Annotated in this window: 12 protein-coding genes and 1 tRNA gene; 5 read left to right on the forward strand and 8 right to left on the reverse strand. The window is 32.6% G+C overall.

Going from position 1 to position 19,556, the window contains the following annotated elements; genetic code table 11:
- Positions 1–18: 18 nt before the first annotated feature.
- Positions 19–3,096, reverse strand: a complete 3,078-nt coding sequence (locus tag ABXT64_RS03885; RefSeq protein WP_443634092.1) for a TAT-variant-translocated molybdopterin oxidoreductase — start codon at positions 3,094–3,096, stop codon at positions 19–21.
- A gap of 26 nt (positions 3,097–3,122) precedes the next feature.
- Positions 3,123–4,397 carry a c-type cytochrome gene (locus ABXT64_RS03890; RefSeq protein WP_443634094.1) on the reverse strand — a complete coding sequence of 425 codons (1,275 nt, stop codon included), beginning with the start codon at positions 4,395–4,397 and terminating at the stop codon, positions 3,123–3,125.
- A gap of 225 nt (positions 4,398–4,622) precedes the next feature.
- Here ABXT64_RS03890 and ABXT64_RS03895 point away from each other — a divergent pair, with 225 nt between their 5' ends.
- Positions 4,623–5,018, forward strand: coding sequence for an SPOR domain-containing protein (locus tag ABXT64_RS03895; RefSeq protein ID WP_443634096.1), 396 nt, complete (start codon positions 4,623–4,625; stop codon positions 5,016–5,018).
- A 66-nt stretch (positions 5,019–5,084) separates the two neighbouring features.
- Here ABXT64_RS03895 and infB read toward each other — a convergent pair whose 3' ends face one another.
- Genes infB through rimP form a run of 3 tightly spaced genes read right to left on the reverse strand, consistent with a single transcriptional unit; the run spans position 5,085 to position 9,660 of the window.
- A complete protein-coding gene (gene infB / locus ABXT64_RS03900) occupies positions 5,085–7,895 on the reverse strand; it encodes a translation initiation factor IF-2 (RefSeq protein WP_443634097.1) in 2,811 nt (936 codons plus the stop codon).
- A 57-nt stretch (positions 7,896–7,952) separates the two neighbouring features.
- Positions 7,953–9,185 (reverse strand): transcription termination factor NusA, encoded by a 1,233-nt coding sequence (gene nusA / locus ABXT64_RS03905; protein WP_443634098.1) that lies wholly within the window; start codon positions 9,183–9,185, stop codon positions 7,953–7,955.
- Between the two features lie 10 nt (positions 9,186–9,195).
- Positions 9,196–9,660 (reverse strand): ribosome assembly cofactor RimP, encoded by a 465-nt coding sequence (rimP, locus tag ABXT64_RS03910; RefSeq protein WP_443634099.1) that lies wholly within the window; start codon positions 9,658–9,660, stop codon positions 9,196–9,198.
- A gap of 154 nt (positions 9,661–9,814) precedes the next feature.
- Between rimP and ABXT64_RS03915 the strand changes: the two genes are divergently transcribed.
- Positions 9,815–10,636, forward strand: coding sequence for a universal stress protein (locus ABXT64_RS03915; RefSeq protein WP_443634101.1), 822 nt, complete (start codon positions 9,815–9,817; stop codon positions 10,634–10,636).
- Positions 10,637–10,693: 57 nt separating this feature from the next.
- On the opposite strand, the gene ABXT64_RS03920 is transcribed toward ABXT64_RS03915, so the two are convergent.
- Positions 10,694–10,766 (reverse strand) — tRNA-Gln (locus ABXT64_RS03920).
- 219 nt (positions 10,767–10,985) lie between these two features.
- On the opposite strand from ABXT64_RS03920, the gene ABXT64_RS03925 reads away from it, so the two are divergent.
- Both ABXT64_RS03925 and ABXT64_RS03930 read left to right on the forward strand, forming a co-directional pair.
- Complete coding sequence (locus ABXT64_RS03925) at positions 10,986–14,249, forward strand: protein O-mannosyl-transferase family (RefSeq protein ID WP_443634102.1); 3,264 nt, start codon at positions 10,986–10,988, stop codon at positions 14,247–14,249.
- A gap of 96 nt (positions 14,250–14,345) precedes the next feature.
- The gene (locus ABXT64_RS03930) at positions 14,346–14,930 is read left to right on the forward strand and encodes a polysaccharide deacetylase family protein (RefSeq protein ID WP_443634103.1); all 585 of its coding nucleotides are present in this window, start codon (positions 14,346–14,348) and stop codon (positions 14,928–14,930) included.
- Here the strand turns inward: ABXT64_RS03930 and ABXT64_RS03935 are convergent, their stop codons facing one another.
- Complete coding sequence (locus ABXT64_RS03935) at positions 14,931–15,227, reverse strand: thioredoxin family protein (RefSeq protein ID WP_443634105.1); 297 nt, start codon at positions 15,225–15,227, stop codon at positions 14,931–14,933. It lies immediately after the preceding gene.
- 102 nt (positions 15,228–15,329) lie between these two features.
- Positions 15,330–16,313: a metallophosphoesterase gene (locus tag ABXT64_RS03940; protein WP_443634106.1), complete on the reverse strand. Its 984-nt coding sequence runs from the start codon at positions 16,311–16,313 to the stop codon at positions 15,330–15,332.
- A gap of 312 nt (positions 16,314–16,625) precedes the next feature.
- Between ABXT64_RS03940 and ABXT64_RS03945 the strand changes: the two genes are divergently transcribed.
- Complete coding sequence (locus tag ABXT64_RS03945; RefSeq protein WP_443634108.1) at positions 16,626–19,556, forward strand: GH92 family glycosyl hydrolase; 2,931 nt, start codon at positions 16,626–16,628, stop codon at positions 19,554–19,556.

Below are 19,556 nucleotides of genomic sequence, written 5' to 3' on the forward strand. Positions count from 1 at the left end.
TATTTGCTATTTCTTAGTTTAAACTTCTTTAGTGTTTCTCACTTTAGTTTGGTAAATCACGTTAGGTTTTGTTCCAACTGCTTCCAATAAGTGATACATTCTTTTATCTTCTTTCAAAGCTGCAACTGCACTTTCGTGGTCATTAACATCTCCAAATACTATTGCTCCAGATTCACAAGCAGCAGAACATGCTGTATGTAATTCGCCATCTTTTATAGCTCTTCCGTCACGTTTAGCGTCTAATATTGTTTTTTGTGTAATTTGAATACACATTGAACATTTTTCCATTACCCCTCTTGAACGCACAACCACATCTGGGTTCAATACCATTCTTCCAAGGTCATTATTCATGTTAAAATCAAACTCATCATTTTCCGCATACAAGAACCAGTTAAAACGTCGCACCTTATATGGACAGTTATTTGCGCAATAACGAGTACCTACACAACGGTTATAAGCCATATGATTTTGGCCTTGTCGACCATGCGATGTTGCCGCAACTGGACAAACTGTTTCACAAGGTGCATGATTACAATGTTGACACATTACAGGCTGAAAAGCAACCTGTGGATTTAATGAGGCAACTTCTAATTCATGTAATGTATCTTTAATTCCCGTTTCTCCAAAAAGACCACTAGCATCATCTTTCTTTTGTGTATCTGCAACAAATGAATCTTCACTTGAATAATATCTATCTATTCGTAACCAGTGCATATCGCGACTCGTACGTATTTCTTGTTTACCTACAACGGGAACATTGTTTTCTGCATGACAGGCAATAACACAAGCTCCACATCCAATACATCCATTAAGATCTATTGATAAATTAAAATGATGTCCAATAGAACGATCAAAAGAAGTCCATAAATCCGCACCTGGATCAGTTACAGGAATCATTTTATGGTCTTTAGAAACCATTGGCATTGCATTCCACTCTGTAGCATCTTTTGTATTGAAAATCTCTAGAGAAGTCTCTCTAATGATATCTCTACCCATCATGGTATTGTGCAATTGCACACATGCAAATTCATGCATCCCTGATGTTTTTTCTATTATTACATTTTGAACTGAAGAAAAGTTATGGTACACTGCATATGCATTTACACCAGTTTGCATCTCTTCTTGAATCGCTTCAACTTTTCCGTATCCTAGCGCAAGTCCAACTGAACCTTTTGCTTGTCCTGGTTGAATGATTACAGGGACATTTTCTATAACAATACCATCAACACTAACGTTAACATAGCTACCATTTAATGCTCCATTTGCCACATTTTCATTAATCAATCCCATTTCAGAAGCATCTACTGCTGAAACAGTTAAATAGTTATCCCATGAAGCTCTAGTTAATGGATCTGGCATTTCTTGTAACCAAGGATTATTTGCCTGTTGACCATCTCCTAATGCAGTAGTAGTATATAAAGTAAGTTCTAATCCTCCTTGTGAATTAGAAGCTAAAGCTCCATGTGAAGTATTATTTTCAATTTCACCTACTCCTTCAGATAATGGAGTTTCGTCCATTTCAACTTCAACATTACTAGTAAGTATACCATCATGTAATGTTTGATTCCAAGTAGCGCCTCCTAAAATACTAGAAGACCATGTTTCTTTAATATACTCGTAATATTTTTGAGAACTTCCAGTCCATTTTAACATACAATCTTCAAATTGTTTTGTGTCAAAAATTGGACGTATCGTTGGTTGTATTAAAGCAAACGTTCCTTTTTTAATTTGTGTATCACCCCAAGATTCTAGATAATGAGGAGTTGCAGCTACCATTTTTGCTAAAACAGCAGTTTCATCTTTTCGCATTGAAAATGCAAGTGATAGATCTAATTTAGCATATGCTTCTGCAAACTTTTGATTATTTGGAAAAGAATAAACTGGATTAACACCTACTGTAATTAAACCTTTTAAACTTCCAGAAATAACATCGTTCATGACTTTCATCACTTCCGCATTATTTCCTTTTCTAATCATTCTTGGATGAGATATATCCATACAAACACTAGCAACACTAGCATTATAATCAAGTGCCATTGTTTGTGCAGATACATTAGGAATTCCTGTTAAAATAACTCCTTTACTTCCTGCTTTACTTAATTGAGCTTTAGCATTTGCAACAGCTGAAGCAATATTTTCAGGTAATCCTGAAGCACTCCCACCTGTTAATGCTTTTATTACTTCTGCTTGTAATGATGGCTTTACTGGAATACGCTTATCGGCATTTGCTCCAGAAAGTGTCATATTAGCTTCAAACTGAATATGACGAGACATTTTTCCATTTTTAGGAATACGGCTTTCACCATAACCAGCATTATATCCACCACCTTGCCAATCTCCTAAAAAATCAGCTCCAACAGATACAATAACTTCAGCTTTAGAAAGATCGTAATCAGCTAATGCTCTAGTATTGTATTTATTTTGAAAAGCATCTAATGCTTCCGAAGAAGAGACTGTATCATAAATGACATGTCTTACATTAGTATAGTTAGCTTTAAATTCGTTTATTAATTTAGAAGTAGAAGGGCTTGCAAAAGTTTGTGTTAATAACACCACTTCTTTTCCAGCCATTGCATCCATACTTTTATTGAATGCTATTTCTAACTCTTCCCAAGATGCCGATTCTTTATCTACTAGTGGTCCTTGCAATCTATTTGAATCATACATTGATAAAACAGATGCTTGAACACGAGCATTTACACTTCCTCCTGAGGTTGAAAGCTTATTTCTTTCAACTTTAATAGGACGGCCTTCTCTTGTTTTTACTAATACATTTGCAAAATCGAAACCATCTGCCATTGTTGTAGCGTAATAATTTGCTACTCCAGGAACAATCTCGTCTGGTTGCACAACGTAAGGAATTGATTTTATAACTGGACCTTCACATGCGGCTAATGAAGCAGCTGCTGTTGTAAATCCAACATATTTTAAGAAATCGCGACGAGTCGTTGATGAAGCCTCTAGAGTTTCTTTATCTCCAAGGAATTCATCTGTAGGAATTTCTTTTACAAACTCGTTTTGTTGTAGCGTCTTAACAATAGAACTATTTTCGTTTAGTTCCTCAACACTCTTCCAGTATTTCTTGTTTGATGACATATCGTTAATATAATTACCTTTTTTTATTAATAGTGACACTTACCACATTCTAAACCACCCATTTGTGCAGCTGTTAACTGCTCTACACCAAATTTCTTAGAAAGTTCGGCATGGATTTTTTCGTAGTATTCGTTGTCTTTCAAATTTACATTTGTCTCTCTGTGACAATCTATACACCATCCCATAGTTAATGGAGCAAATTGTTCCATAATTTCCATTTCTTCAACTGGACCGTGGCATTTTTGACAATCAACTCCTGCTACTGTTACGTGCTGAGAGTGATTAAAATAAGCAAAGTCAGGAAGGTTATGAATTCTAACCCATTTAACTGGTTTTTCTTCACCTGTATAGGACTGATTATCTACATCCCAACCTACTGCATCATATAATTTTGCAATTTCTTTGTTATAGAAGTCAGTGGTGTATCCTTTTTCAAGATCTTCTTCTCCTGCATATTCTGAAATGTTTTTATGGCAATTCATACATACATTTAATGAAGGAATTCCTGAGGTTTTACTTTTTCTTGCTGAAGAATGACAATAATTACAATCTATTTGATTGTCACCAGCATGTATTTTATGAGAATAATGAATTGGTTGAACAGGAGCATATCCTTGATCAACGCCTATTTGACTTAAATAACCAAATACAAAATATGCACCTGCAAGCAACAAGAATATAGTTGAAACTAACATTAGGAATTGATTCTTAGCGAATACTTTCCATATAGGCATTTTCTTTTCTTTCTCAACTAGTACTCCATTTGCTTTAGCTATTCCTGTTAATGTTTTATTTACCAGATATAACATTATCACTAATAATAAAAACACCAATACTAAAGCAGCAAGTACAATAGCATTTGAAGCGCCACTATCATTACTGCCACCACCTGTTATAGGTAGTGCTTTCATTTTAGGTTCAGGTTTTGGTTGGCTTGTATAAGTTAAAATATTATCAATATCAGCATCAGAAAGCTGAGGGAAAGAAGTCATTACTGAATTATTGTTCGCAGCAAATAATTCATTTGCTTTAGAATCTCCAGACTTAATTAATCCCTGACTGTCTTTAATCCAAGCATAAAGCCATTCTTTTTCATATTTATCAGCAACTCCTCTTAAAGCAGGACCCGTTGCTTTCTTATCTAATTTATGACAAGCAGCACAATTCGCTTTAAATAATGATTCACCTGCCATAACATCACCTCCTTCTTGAGAATATATGGAAGTGGAAAATGTTAGTGTCAACACTAACAGAAGAAATGACAATTTTAAGGGTAGATTTCGGTAGTTCACCTTTTTCATACTAATGGTTAAATTATCTTCAATAGTTTGGCATGTAATTAGTTATATTAAAAGAGTATTACACTCGTATTTTTACTTGCCTAAATAAAGCACAAAAGTAACATATTAATGTTGATTTGAGAAATGCAAACAAAGTGTTAAATACTAATTTATAGTAATTCTAAATAATAAATAGAGGAATTATAATGTTATTAAGTTTTACATTTGCAAAAATACCATGATAATATGAATACTAAATTAACTTATAAAGCGCTGTTCTTCTGCTCTTTAATTTTCCTTATTCCTAGTAAGAGTCATGCCCAAAACGGCACTATTATCATAAAAGAAGATGCTAAGGTTTCACAAATTCTTAGCTTAAAAAAAGAGCTAGAAAAGGAAAATAAACTTTCTGACGGCTATACTATTCAATTGTATTATGGTGAGAAAAACAAAGCAAATTCTACAATTAGAAGTTACAGAAACTCATATAGTACATGGCCTGCAACTATAAAATATGAAACTCCAAATTATAAAGTTTGGGTTGGTAATTTTAGCACAAGAATTGATGCTGATAGAGCTTTAATAGAAATTAAAGAAAAATTTTCTTCCGCATTTATATTAAAGCCTGAAAGAAAAAATTAAAATAAAGTTTTATAAAATAAAAAAAGCGGCTAAATAGCCGCTTTTTTTATTTGTATCTATATTAAATTATTTCAGTGTTTTCTTAACGGCAACTTCTCTAAAAGATTCAACAATGTCACCTTCTTTAATATCATTGTAGTTTTTCACTTGCATACCACAATCATATCCTTTAGCAACTTCTTTAGCATCGTCTTTAAATCGTTTTAATGAAGATAATTCACCTGTGTAAACTACAACACCTTCTCTTATTAATCGAATACCTGAATCTCTTATAATTTTTCCGTTTAACACCATACAACCAGCAATTGTACCAACTTTAGAGATTTTAAAGGTTTCTCTAATTTCGGCAGTACCAGTAATCTCTTCTTTCATTTCAGGAGATAACATTCCTTCCATGGCATCTTTAAGATCGTTTATTGCATCATAAATGATTGAATACATTCTAATATCAATTTCTTCTTTTTCTGCAATCTGACGTGCATTACCCATTGGGCGTACATTAAATCCGATAATAATTGCATCAGAAGCTGAAGCAAGTAGCACATCACTTTCAGTAATAGCACCTACTGCTTTATGTATAATATTTACTTGTATTTCTTCCGTAGAAAGTTTTTGGAAAGAATCTGTTAATGCTTCTACTGAACCATCAACATCACCTTTCAGAATTATATTTAATTCTTTGAAATCACCAAGAGCAATACGTCTTCCAATCTCATCCAGTGTAATATGTCGTTGCGTTCTAACTGATTGCTCACGTTGTAATTGTGTACGTTTTGTCGCAATTGTTTTTGCTTCACGTTCATCTTCAAACACATTAAACTTATCACCTGCTTGTGGCGCTCCATCTAAACCTAATATTGAAATAGGTGTTGATGGTCCAGCTTCATTTACTTTATTTCCTCGCTCATCATGCATGGCTTTTACTTTACCACTGTTTTGACCTGCAAGTACATAATCACCCACTTTTAATGTTCCTCCTAATACTAGTATGGTTGAAACATATCCACGTCCTTTATCTAAGAATGCTTCCACGACAGAACCGTTAGCCATCTTATCTGGATTAGCTTTTAATTCTAATAACTCAGCTTCTAATAATACTTTTTCTAAAAGCTCATCAACTCCTTCTCCTGTTTTAGCTGAAATATCATGCGATTGTATTTTACCTCCCCAGTCTTCTACTAAGAGATTCATAGTCGCTAAACCTTGTTTAATTTTTTCTGGATTTGAAGCATCTCTATCAATTTTATTGATAGCAAATACCATAGGAACACCCGCTGCTTGCGCATGACTAATTGCCTCTTTTGTTTGAGGCATAATATCGTCATCAGCTGCAATTACAATAATTGCTAAATCGGTTACCTGAGTACCTCTTGCACGCATCGCTGTAAAAGCTTCGTGACCTGGAGTGTCTAAGAATGTGATACTTTCTCCGTTTTCTAGACTTACATTATAAGCTCCTATATGTTGTGTAATTCCACCAGATTCACCTGCGATTACGTTTTCTTTTCTAATATAATCCAGTAAAGATGTTTTACCGTGATCAACGTGACCCATTACTGTAACAATAGGAGCACGAGGTTTTAAATCTTCAGCTGAATCTTCTTCTACTTGAACAGCTTCTTCAATATCTGAAGTAATAAATTCTACTTCAAAACCAAATTCTTCTGCAACAATTGAAAGAGTTTCTGCGTCTAAACGTTGGTTCATTGTCACCATCATTCCCAATGACATACATGTGGAAATAATGTTGGTAACAGGAAGATCCATCATGGTAGCTAATTCACTAACCGTTACAAATTCTGTAACTTTAATTAATTTACTATCGCTTTCTTGTTGCGCTATTTCCTCCTCAGTTTTCTGACGATGTATATCTCTTTTTTCACGTCGGTATTTAGCCCCTTTCTTTTTGGAACCTTTTCCTTGTAATTTTTCTAATGTTTCTCTTACTTGTTTTTGCACTTCAGCTTCACTAGGTTCTTCTTTAGGAACATTTGTTCTAGCTGGGACTCTATTATTTTGGCTATATTTTGCTCCACCTGCTGAAGGGCTTTTACTAATACGACGCCTTTTACTTCTTTTCTCCTTATTTACATCTTCCTTTTTAGTTACTTTACTAACAACTTTCTTCTTTTCTGGTTTTTTAAATTGTGTTAAATCAATTTTTTTACCAGTAAAGTTAGGTCCATTAAGTTTAGTGTATTTTGTTTCAACCTTTTCAGATACAACAGGAACTTCATCTTCATTCTCTGGTTTCTTCTTTTCTTTTGCAGGTTCCTTTTCTTTGGCTTTAGCTTGAGTTTTATCTATAGCTGTTTCCTTTTTAACTACAGGAATTGTTACTGGTTTTTCTTCTTTTTCTTTAACTTCTTTTTTAACAGGCTCTTTTTTAACAGGCTCTTTTTTAGTCGCTGAGGTTTTTTTCAGAACAGGCACTTCTTTTACTTCTTCAACAACTTCTTCTACCTTCTCAACAACTTCTTCTTTAACCTTCTCAGCAACTTCTTCTTTTTTTACTTTTGTCTTAACTGGGTTTAAATCGATTTTTCCTAACTTTTTAGGTCCATCTAATTTTACCTCTGCTTTTATGACTCTTGAAGCTTCTCTTTTTTGCTTTTCCTCTATCTCTTTTTCTCTTTCAAGACGTAACTCTTCCTTTTCTTTACGTTTTTCTTCACCCACTTCTTTAGAAGCTACTTTTTTACTTTTGTCTGTTTGAAACTCTTCAAACAGTATCTGATATTCATTATCAGAAATTTTTGTAGTAGGGCGTGCTTCTATCTCATGTCCTTTGGAACTAAGAAATTCCACTGCACGATCTAGTGAGATATTAAATTCACGTAATACTTTGTTAAGTCTTATCGTTTTTACTTCAGCCATAAAAATGCTTTCTCCTGTTATTCTATAATATTTCTATAAAAGTAGTTAGAAATGTAACTACTCTTCAAATTCTTCTTTTAAAATATTTATTACTTCTAAAATTGTCTCTTCTTCTAAATCGATTCTCTTTACTAAATCTTTTAAATCGTAGTCTAATATACTTTTAGCAGTATCTAAACCAACTTTTTTAAATTCAGTAATAACCCAAGCTTCTATTTCATCTGAAAATTCAGATAACTCAACGTCTTCTTCAGCACCTTCACGTAAAACATCAATTTCGTAACCCGTTAAATAACCAGCTAATCGAATGTTATGTCCACCTCTACCAATTGCTTTTGAAACTTCTTCTGGTTTTAAGATAACTTCTGCTCTTTTATTTACTTCATCAATTTTAATTGAAGTAACCTTAGCGGGACTTAAAGATCGTGTAATATACAAGGGTAAATTATTCGTGTAATTAATTACATCGATATTTTCGTTTCCAAGTTCTCTAACGATTCCATGAATACGTGATCCTTTCATTCCTACACAAGCTCCAACAGGGTCGATACGATCATCGTACGAGTCTACAGCAACTTTTGCTTTCTCTCCTGGAATACGCACCACTTTTTTAACGGTAATTAATCCGTCAAAAACTTCAGGTATTTCTTGTTCAAATAGTTTTTCCAAGAACATTGGATGTGCTCTTGACATTACTATAGAAGGCTTGTTTCCTTTTAACTCAACACTTTCGATAATTCCTCTTACATTGTCTCCTTTTCTGAAAAAATCTGAAGGAATTTGCTTTTCTTTTGGCAATATAATTTCATTTCCTTCATCATCTAGCAAGATTATTGCTCTATGGCGAATGTGATGAACTTCAGCGGTATATATTTCGCCTTCAAGGTCTTTAAATTGCTTGTAAATATTTGTATTATCGTGTTCGTGAATTTTTGAAATTAAGTTTTGGCGTAACGCTAAAATAGATCTACGTCCTAACTGAATTAGTTTCACTTCTTCCGAAACATCTTCGCCTACTTCAAAATCTGGTTCAATTTTTTGAGCATCACTTAAAGAAATTTCAGAATTATCATCTTCAACTTCTCCATCAGCAACTACGATTCTATTTCTCCAAATTTCTAAATCTCCTTTATCTGGATTTATAATAATATCGAAATTTTCGTCACTACCGTATTTTCTATTTAATGCATTTCTAAAAACATCTTCCAGTATCGCCATTAACGTTACTCTGTCAATCAATTTATCATCCTTAAATTCTGAAAAAGAATCAATTAAGGCTAAATTTTCCATATCAAGTTTTTTAAAATTTTATCATCACTTTTGCTTCAACAATATCTTTATAAGGCAACACAGCTTCTTTACTAACTGTTACTTTTCCTTTACCAATTGGTTTTGGCTCTCTAGCTTTCCATTGTAATGTTATGTTGTCATCATTAGCATCAGCCAATTTTCCTTCAATCACTTCTTTTTCAGAAGTAATTACTTTAAGATTTCTGCCAATATTTTTACTGTATTGACGTATCTCAACTAAAGGCTCTGATACACCTGCCGATGCAACATCTAAAGAAAAATCTATTTCATCTCTATCAAGATTATGTTCAATTTCTCTACTTACAGCAATACAATCATTAACCGTAACACCATTATCGCCATCAATAATTACGCGAATTTGGTTATTCCCAATGATACTAAAGCCTATTAAAAACAATGATTTGTTTTTATCTAGTGCTTGATCTAATAATTGTAATACTTGTTCTTTTAACATTTTTTATAAAAAGAGGGGACTTTATGTCCCCTCTGCTAGTTTCTTATCATTTTCGCTGCAAAGATACTACATTTTTTTTGTATAAAAAAAACTGTGAGAGTCGAATTATTTTCGTAATTTAATTGAAATTAATAACCATGAAATTCAACCAACTATGAAGCGAATTTTAGTTCCCACGGATTTTTCTAAACAAGCAGAAAATGCATTAAAAATTGCTGCACAAATTGCAAAAAAACACAACAGTGAAATTTTTTTATTGCATTCATTAGAAATGCCATTACACCTTAATTCTAGTGCTGATTCTGGAGGAATGCCTGAATCACTTTATTTTATTAAACTAGCTGAAAAACACTTTGCTGAAGTTTTAGAAAAACCATACTTAAATGGCATTAATGTTTATGAAGCCATTGGGCATAATGAAATATACAAAGACATAAATGAAACTGTATCTACAAAAGATATTGATATAATTGTAATGGGTTCACATGGCTCAAGTGGCTTTAAAGAAATGTTTATTGGCAGTAATACTGAAAAAGTTGTAAGAACTTCAGATATTCCGGTTTTAGTTATTAAAAATGAGCATGAACAATTTGATATTAATGATTTTGTGTTTGCTTCAGATTTTTCTGAAGAATGTAGAGACTCTATTAAAAGAGCGGGACAATTCGCTAATAAAACAGGAGCCGCTATGCACTTGTTAAATGTAAACACCCCTAGCGGATTTAAAACTACTTCAGAAGCAAAAGAAAAAATGGAAAAATTTGTTAGCTCCATGAATTTAGAAAATTATACACTGAATATTTACAATGATACTAGTGTTGAAAAAGGAATTTTAAATTTTGCCAAAGATACTAATGCTCAACTTATTGGAATGAGTACGCATGGCAGAAAAGGATTAGCTCATTTCTTTAATGGAAGTATCAGTGAAGATTTGGTGAATCATGCAAATATGCCTGTGATAACATTTAAAATTTAATTAAAAACCCATTTGAAATTAAAAATCCCAACCTTTTTCAAGGTTGAGATTTTTTTGTTGGCCCACTAGGGCTCGAACCTAGACTCTTCTATACCAAAAACAGACGTGTTGCCAGTTACACCATGGGCCATCCTAAACACAACATTCCTATTGTGAAGCAAAAAGCATTTTCAGCTATTGCGGGTGCAAATCTAATACAAACTTTGGCTTGAACAAATATTTTAATATAAAAAATAATAAATGATTCATTTTTTTTATAATTATTGATTCGAATCATACGTTAAACTATTTTTAACAAGACATTATTTATATTATTAGTAAATTCGCCTCATTAAAATAGCTAACAAATATGGGTTCCTTCAACTTTAATAAATGGAATAAAATAATAGGCTGGTTTGTATTTGCAATTGCACTACTCACCTATTGGCTTACAGTAGAACCAACTGCAAGTTTTTGGGATGCTGGAGAATATATAACAACGTCAAGTAATTTAGAAGTTGGTCACCCTCCAGGAGCTCCTTTATATCAATTATTAGGTGCTTTTTTCTCCATATTTGCATTAAAAGCAACAGATATTGCTCTTACAATAAATTTAATGTCAGTTTTTGCTAGTGCATTTACCATTTTATTTATGTTTTGGTCATTAACAATTTTACTTAGAAATGTACTATTAAAAAACCAGGAACTAAACAATAATAATAGCCTTGCTATAATAGGAAGTGCAGCTATTGGCGCCTTAACATTTGCTTTTACAGATAGTTTTTGGTTTAATGCTGTTGAAGCTGAAGTCTATGCTGCTGCTGCTTGCATTATGTCTATTCTATTCTATTGTGCCCTGAGATGGGAAAAAGAAATGAATACCCCAAGAGGGAATCGTTGGGTCATTTTAATCGCTTTTATTATTGGCTTATCATTTGGAGTTCACTTCATGGGATTATTAACCATACCTGCTATGGGCTTCTTGTATTTCTTTAAGAATTATAAAAAAGTTACTGTAAAAAACTTCATAGTTGCCAATATTGTTATGGTAGCAATCTTACTTTTTATATTTAAATTGTTATTACCGATGACACTTAAGTTTTTTAGTGCTTCGGAATTATTTTTCATAAACAGTATTGGTCTTCCTTTTAATTCAGGAACAATCATTGCCGGGATATTATTTATAGCTTTATTTTATTATTTACTTCGTTATACTCTTAGTAAGAGCTTTATACAATTAAACACCTTGGTTCTTTGCGTTTTATTCATTTTTATTGGGTTTTCAAGTTGGGTAATGTTACCCATCCGTGCAAATGCTGGAACTGTAATTAATGAAAATAACCCCAATAATGCTAGAGAATTACTTGCCTATTACAACCGAGAACAATATCCAGAGACCCACCTTTTTTACGGTCCACTTTTTACTGAAACCTATTCAGGTTTAGATGAATCTAATCCTTATAAAGACGATAAGCCTAAATACGAAAAGGACTTAGAATCGAAAAAATATGTTATCGTAAATGAATACAAAAATGCAAGTCAGAATCTAGACGACAGTCACAAAACATTTTTGCCAAGAATGTGGAGTTCTGATAATAGTGCAAATTATTTAGAGTTTACAAATGGTTTAGAGTTTACCATAAAAAGAGAATATCGAGGTGAAAAACGTCTAGTTGAAGAAGTGAAAAAATTTAAACAAGCATATAATAAAGGGCTTGTTGATAGTAGTGATTTTAATTCCTTCCTAAAAGATTTTGGTCCATTTATGGATATTCAAAAACCAACATTTGGACAAAATATTTCCTTTATGTTCGAATATCAATTTGGCTATATGTATTGGCGGTATTTTATGTGGAATTTCGCAGGAAGACAAGATGACAAACAAGGGGAATACACAGATTTACATGGAAATTGGTTAAGTGGAATAGATTATTTAGATGAATTAAGATTAGGAAGTCAAGACAATTTACCTAGTGATGTAGCAACCAATAAAGCTAGAAATACCTATTATTTATTACCCTTAATCCTAGGAATATTAGGCTTAGTATTTCACTTTAAAAGTGACAATAAAAGCTTCTGGGTATTATTTGTACTATTTCTTTTTACAGGAATTGCACTAAAAGTCTATTTAAATGAAAGACCTTTTGAGCCTCGAGAAAGAGATTATGCCTTGGTTGGGTCTTTTTATGTTTTTGCAATGTGGATAGGATTTGGAGTCTATGCTTTATATGATCTTTTAAAAGATTATTTAAAGCCAAAATTAGCGATACCTATTGTATTAACAACAACATTATTAGCTTCACCTTTACTTCTAATCTCCCAAAATTGGGATGATCATGATCGTTCAAATAGATACACAGCACAGTCTATGGCTAAAATGTATTTAGATTCTTGTGATAAAAATGCAATAATTTTTACCATTGGTGATAATGATACTTTTGCATTATGGTATGCACAAGGAATTGAAGGCTACCGTCGTGATGTTAGAGTTATAAATACTAGTCTTTTTCAAACCGATTGGTACATTGACGACATGAAGAAAAAGGCATTTGATAGTGACCCTATTCCTTCACAGTTAACCCATGATAAGTATAGATATGGTTCTCGTGATTTTCTGTTCTTCCAAAAAACCAAACAAGACACCATCGATATAAAAACATGGATGAATTTTATCGCAGATGACAGTCGAAAAACTAAAGTAGAGCTGGAAAGCGGCCATTTTGCAAATACATTCCCTTCTAAAATAATTCGTGTTCCTGTAGATAAAGAAGCTGTACTTAAAAACGGAATTGTTGATGAAAAAGATGCCCATTTAATTGTTCCATATATTGACATTGTACTAAAAGGGGATGCCATTTATAAAAATCGATTATTAATGTTAGATATTATAGCAAATAATAATTGGGAGCGTCCAATTTATTTTAGCCCAGGGAGTTTTGGTGACGATGATTATTTATGGATGAAGGAGTACTTACAATTAGATGGTGTTGTATATAAATTAGTCCCTATTAAAACCGCAATAGATAAAAGAAACCCTTATGATATGGGTAGAATTGACAGCGGTAAAATGTTCGACATTGTTATGAAATGGGATTGGGGTAATAGTGGCGATCCAAGAATTTATCATGATGTAGAAACAAGAAAAAATGGAATTACCTACAGAAGTAACCTTGCTCGATTAGCAGATGTGTTAATTAAAGAAGGTGATTTTGATAAAGCAGAACAGTTATTTGACCTTGGTATGGAAAAAATGCCAGTTGATAAATTTGAATACTATTCACTTTTAGAACCATTTATAGCAGGGTATTATCAAATTGACAAACCTGAAAAAGCTAGACAAGTTTTTAAGGATGTTACCAAAAAATATCAAGAAAACATTTTATTTTATAGTGGACTTAAACCCTCTAAACAACGTCAATACGCTCAAGAAATAATTAGTGCTATTGAATACTATAGAGGATTAGTTGAAGTTTCTATTATATTTGATGTAGAAGAATTTGCAAAAGAAGAAGCGGATATTTTTAATGAATACATTAAACAGTTTCCTGATTTCTATGAAGTAGAAGATGATAATATTAAAATAGAAAATAAACCATTAGATTCTTCTGAATCATCAACAGATAGTATTCAGTAAAAAAATATATTATAAAATGTGAAACCATATTTGGTAAAATCCCCTACGGTATTAAAATGGCTATTTCCCAAAAGGATCTGGTCTTTACCAAATAATTTGAATTCAGTTTATATTACTTTTGACGATGGTCCAATTCCTGAAGTTACCCCTTGGGTTCTTGATACGTTAAGCCGGTTTAAAGCAAAAGCCACCTTTTTCTGTATCGGTGATAATGTTCAAAAGCATCCTTTAATTTATAATAGGCTTTTAAAAGAAGGGCATGCGACAGGGAATCACACCTTCAATCATTTAAATGGATGGAAAACATCTACTGAAGATTATAGTATTAATTGTGAAAAATTTGAAGAGATCCTGAATCTAGTTCAAGATGACAAATCTTCAATCAATACTCTTTTTCGACCTCCTTATGGCAAAATAACATCAAAACAGGCTAGTATTCTTCAGAAAAAAGGATATTCTATTTGTATGTGGGATGTGTTAAGTGCTGATTTTGACGCATCGATTTCAGAAGAAAAATGTCTTCAAAATGTATTGAAAAACATAGAACCTGGCAGTATTATAGTTTTTCATGATAGTTTAAAAGCTGAAAAAAGACTTAAGTATGTTCTACCTAAAGTACTAGACTATATCTACACCAATGGATTAAACTCTAATAAGATTAGTTTAAATTCAGAAATCTAACTAAACATATTCATTTATTAACCCAATAAGAGTATTAGCATCTTGCTCGCCACTTTGCCTCCATTTCATTTCACCTTCTTTATAAATCATTAAAGTAGGTAATCCTTTCACGCGAAGTGCTTCGGAAAGTTCTTGGTTTTTTTCAACATCAATTTTAATCACTCGTGCTTTATCGCCTAAAGCAGCTGCAACATCTCTTAAAACTGGATGCATTTCGCTACTGGCTTCGTCCCAATCGGCATAAAAATCCAAAAGAACAGGCACTCGTGTTTCAATTAATTCTCCAAATTTTGACATATTTTCTAAATGTTTGGTAAATAATTGTATTACAAAGATAGCATTTCCAGCAAATTAAGTGTTAATAGATCGTTTTTTTAGCTTAATAACAGTGATTTGAAGCTAAATTCCTACTCTTCCTGGGTATGCATGAAGTCCAAAACCTCTATTTACATTTATATGTTGACCTAAATCCTCATAAATTCCTGCCCATTGTTTATACACATATTGAACTGGACTCCACTTAAAAATTCCTGGAATTTCAATACCGAATTGAAAACCATGGGTATGACCCCTTAATGTTAAATGATAATGATCTTTATGAGTTTTCACCTCATGTTCCCAATGACTTGGATCGTGGCTTAATAATATTTTAAAATCTTTTTCTGAAACATTTGAAGAAGCCTTATTTAAATCACCCGCTTTCTTAAAATTATGCCCCCAATTTTCCACGCCTACTAAAGCTAATCGTTCTCCATCTTTTTCAATGAAAACACTTTCATTCAACAATAAATTAAAATCTATTTTTTTATGAATGCCCTTAATTGCTTTAAAATTATTCAGCTTTGCTTCTTCTGAAGGCCAAGAAACAAACTCGCCATAATCATGATTTCCTAGCACAGAATATTTTCCAAATTCAGGATTCCTAATTCGCTTCAAGGTATGAATCCAAGGATCCATTTCTTCCGCTTTTGTATTTACAATATCTCCTGTGAATACTATTAAATCTGTTTTTTGTTCATTTATTAAATCAACTGCATATTCAATTTTTTCAGAATTATTAAAACTACCAGAATGAATATCGCTAATTTGAGTTAAAGAAAAACCATCAAAAGCATCTGGTAAATCATCAAAAAATAAGGTATGTGTTATTACTTTAAAATTATATTTTCCTTTAAACATTCCGTAGATCAAAGAAGAAAAAGGAATTACAGCAAGCCCAAGGGCAACTTGACTTACAAATTTTCTTCGATTAGGCAGATATTGAGTTGTATTTCCTTCAAAATAAGTGTTGGTGATAAAATTATACGCTCCAACAATTAATCGAATTAAATCTTCACCAAACATAAAAACAATAAGTACTAGCTTCGGAACATAAAAAAGCAAAAAGAATCCAGCTACTTTTAATGTTTCAGAAGAAGGACCTACACTTTTATCATAATTATAAATGGAATACGCTAAAAAGCCTAAAACACCAATAGATATTGCAACATAAATACCTGTTACAACACCGCTTTTAACAACAGTTTTAACTGCTTGATAGGCATAAAAATCTATACTTAATAGAAGTAAAAAGAAAATTAAAAATCAAAGAATCATATGGAAAATCTAAATGTTAAATATTTAAAGTGAAAAGCTAAAAAATAACATTCACTTTTATTTAACTGTTTTTGTATCTTTTCAACTTAAATATTCAACATGATTAGAGTATTCTTTTTTTTAAGTGTTATTATGTTTTTTTTAGGATGTTCAGAAAGAACAAACACAAACCTTGCTCAAAAAGACAAAACATTAATTTCATATGTAAATCCGTTTATTGGCACAGGAGGTCATGGTCACACTTATCCTGGTGCTACCATGCCTTTTGGCATGATGCAATTAAGCCCGGATACTCGTTTAGAAGGCTGGGATGGATGTAGCGGATACCATTATAGTGATAATTACATCTATGGCTTTTCCCACACCCATTTAAGTGGTACAGGAGTAAGTGATTATGGCGATATTTTATTAATGCCAACGAATACTATTAACTTTAATAATGGTGCCGATGGTAAAAAAGGGTATCGCGCACATTTTTCACACGATAACGAACTCGCTTCTCCTGGATATTATAAGGTAAAGCTTGACACAACCAATATCGAAGTAGAGTTAACGGTAACTCCTCGTGCAGGAATGCATAAATATCAATACCCTTCTTCTGAAAGTCAAATTGTAATTTTAGATCTAATCCATCGCGATAAAGTATTGGATGCGAAGATTGAAAAGATTTCTAACAAAGAAATACAAGGTTATAGATTTTCTGATGCATGGGCAACCGATCAACGTTTATATTATTATATAAAAACATCTCATTCTTTTAATGACATGTTACAGTCGCCTCCAGTACAAGGAATGCCAGGTGCTAGAAAAATAGCATTAACATTCATCAATCCTAATAATGAACCTATATATGTTTCTATCGGAATTTCAGCCGTAGATGAAGAAGGTGCACGTAAAAATTTAGAAGAAGAAATAGGAGAAAAATCGTTCGAGCAAATCAAAAAAGAAGCCGAAGATCTTTGGGAAAATCAATTGGAGAAAATAGTAATTGAAAGTACAAATATTGATTACAAAACAAACTTTTATACCGCTCTTTATCATACCATGATTGCTCCTAATTTGTATCATGATGTAGATGGGAGATACCGAGGAATGGATTTAAAAATTCATCAAACTACCGATTTCGATTATTATACCGTTTTTTCATTGTGGGATACTTATAGAGCGGCGCATCCTTTATATACGATTATTGAGCAAGAACGCACCAACGATTTCATTAACACTTTTCTAGCAAAATATGATGAAGGCGGCATCATGCCTATTTGGGATTTATCTGCAAACTACACAGATTGTATGATTGGTTATCATGCGGTTCCTGTGATAGCTGATGCCTATCTAAAAGGGATTCGTGGTTACGATACAGAAAAAGCTTTTGAGGCAATGAAACACAGTGCTTTTCAGGATAAATTAGGATTGAAATCATACAAAAAAGTTGGATTTGTTCCTATGGAAGATGAAAGTGAATCTGTGTCAAAGACCCTAGAATATGCGTACGATGATTGGACCATTGCACAAATGGCAAAAGCAATGAATAAAGAAAATGACTATACATTATTTTCTAAAAGAGCCCAATATTATAAGAATGTGTACGATCCCACTTCTCAATTTATGAGAGGTCGTTTCAGAAATACTTGGTTTGCTCCCTTCGATCCTTATGAAGTCAATTTTAATTATACAGAAGCCAATGCATGGCAGTACAGCTTATATGCACCACAAGATATATCAGGCCTCATGAATTTAATGGGGGGCAAAAGTGTATTAGAAAATCGCCTTGACAACATGTTTACAGCCAATATGGAAACCTCTGGACGCAATCAAATAGATATTACTGGACTCATCGGACAATATGCCCACGGAAACGAGCCCAGTCACCACATGGCTTATCTTTATAATTTTGTAAACAAACCTTATAAAACCCAAGAAAAAGTTTATCAAATTTTAACCGAATTATATAAAAATGCTCCCGACGGTGTTTCAGGAAATGAAGATTGTGGGCAAATGAGTGCTTGGTATGTCTTAAGTTCTTTAGGGTTTTATCCAGTTACTCCAGGATCTAATGAATATATTATTGGAACTCCTTTGTTTGAGAAAGCGACCATTAATCTTGAAAATAATAAAACGTTTACTATTGTTTCTGAAAATAGTTCAGAAGAAAACAAATACATTCAAGAAGCATTTTTGAATAATCAACCCTTAGAAAGAACTTATATCACGCACGAAGAAATTATTAATGGCGGAAGTTTAATTTTTAAAATGGGTACAACACCATCTTCTTGGGGAACGCTAGAAGGACAAGAACCTAAAACTGAAATAAATGAACACCTTATTACTCCTGCTCCATTTATTTCTGAAGGAAATGTAGCCTTTAAAAACAACACTATTATTTCTTTAGGGATTGCTTCAAAAACAGCTAAAATATTTTACTCCACGAATAATTTAGATTATACAGAATATGAAGATTCTATTATTATTTCAGAAGAAATCGAACTAAATACTTTTGCTATAGAAAATGGTATTTCAAGCGATACCTTAGCTACTAAATTCTATAAAATAGATCCTAATTTAAGCATTACACTTGAAAATAAATACGCTAATCAATACAATGCTGGCGGTAACAATGCTTTAATCGACGGTATTCGTGGAGCTAAAGATTTTAGAACAGGAGCTTGGCAGGGATATCAAGATACCGATGTAATTGCTATTATAGATTTAGGAAGCATAAAATCTTTTGAAACTATTGAAGTTAGTTTTTTACAAGACCAAAGAAGTTGGATCTTTTTCCCTACGGAAGTAGAATGTTATGTTTCTCCCGGAAAAACGTTTTATAAAAACCTTCCTCCCCAAAAAATAGCTGCTGAAGTTGCTTCTTCAGAAACAGAAATAAAAACAATAACCTTCAACATGGAAGGATATAGTTCTCGATATATAAAGATAGTCGCTAAAAATTTAGGTGATTTACCTCCTTGGCATTTAGGCGCTCCTCATAATGGAAAAGCCTGGGTTTTTATAGATGAAATAACAGTAAAATAA

Origin of the sequence: Candidatus Marifrigoribacter sp. Uisw_064 (assembly GCF_047730175.1) — a bacterium.
GTDB lineage: Bacteria > Bacteroidota > Bacteroidia > Flavobacteriales > Flavobacteriaceae > Marifrigoribacter.

Coding starts and splice junctions, on each gene's coding strand:
- ABXT64_RS03945 (WP_443634108.1), top strand. CDS start 16,626: ATGATTAGAGTATTCTTTTTTTTAAGTGTTATTATGTTTTTTTTAGGA.
- ABXT64_RS03935 (WP_443634105.1), bottom strand. CDS start 15,227: ATGTCAAAATTTGGAGAATTAATTGAAACACGAGTGCCTGTTCTTTTG.
- ABXT64_RS03925 (WP_443634102.1), top strand. CDS start 10,986: ATGGGTTCCTTCAACTTTAATAAATGGAATAAAATAATAGGCTGGTTT.
- nusA (WP_443634098.1), bottom strand. CDS start 9,185: ATGGAAAATTTAGCCTTAATTGATTCTTTTTCAGAATTTAAGGATGAT.
- ABXT64_RS03890 (WP_443634094.1), bottom strand. CDS start 4,397: ATGAAAAAGGTGAACTACCGAAATCTACCCTTAAAATTGTCATTTCTT.
- rimP (WP_443634099.1), bottom strand. CDS start 9,660: ATGTTAAAAGAACAAGTATTACAATTATTAGATCAAGCACTAGATAAA.
- infB (WP_443634097.1), bottom strand. CDS start 7,895: ATGGCTGAAGTAAAAACGATAAGACTTAACAAAGTATTACGTGAATTT.
- ABXT64_RS03895 (WP_443634096.1), top strand. CDS start 4,623: ATGAATACTAAATTAACTTATAAAGCGCTGTTCTTCTGCTCTTTAATT.
- ABXT64_RS03885 (WP_443634092.1), bottom strand. CDS start 3,096: ATGTCATCAAACAAGAAATACTGGAAGAGTGTTGAGGAACTAAACGAA.
- ABXT64_RS03915 (WP_443634101.1), top strand. CDS start 9,815: ATGAAGCGAATTTTAGTTCCCACGGATTTTTCTAAACAAGCAGAAAAT.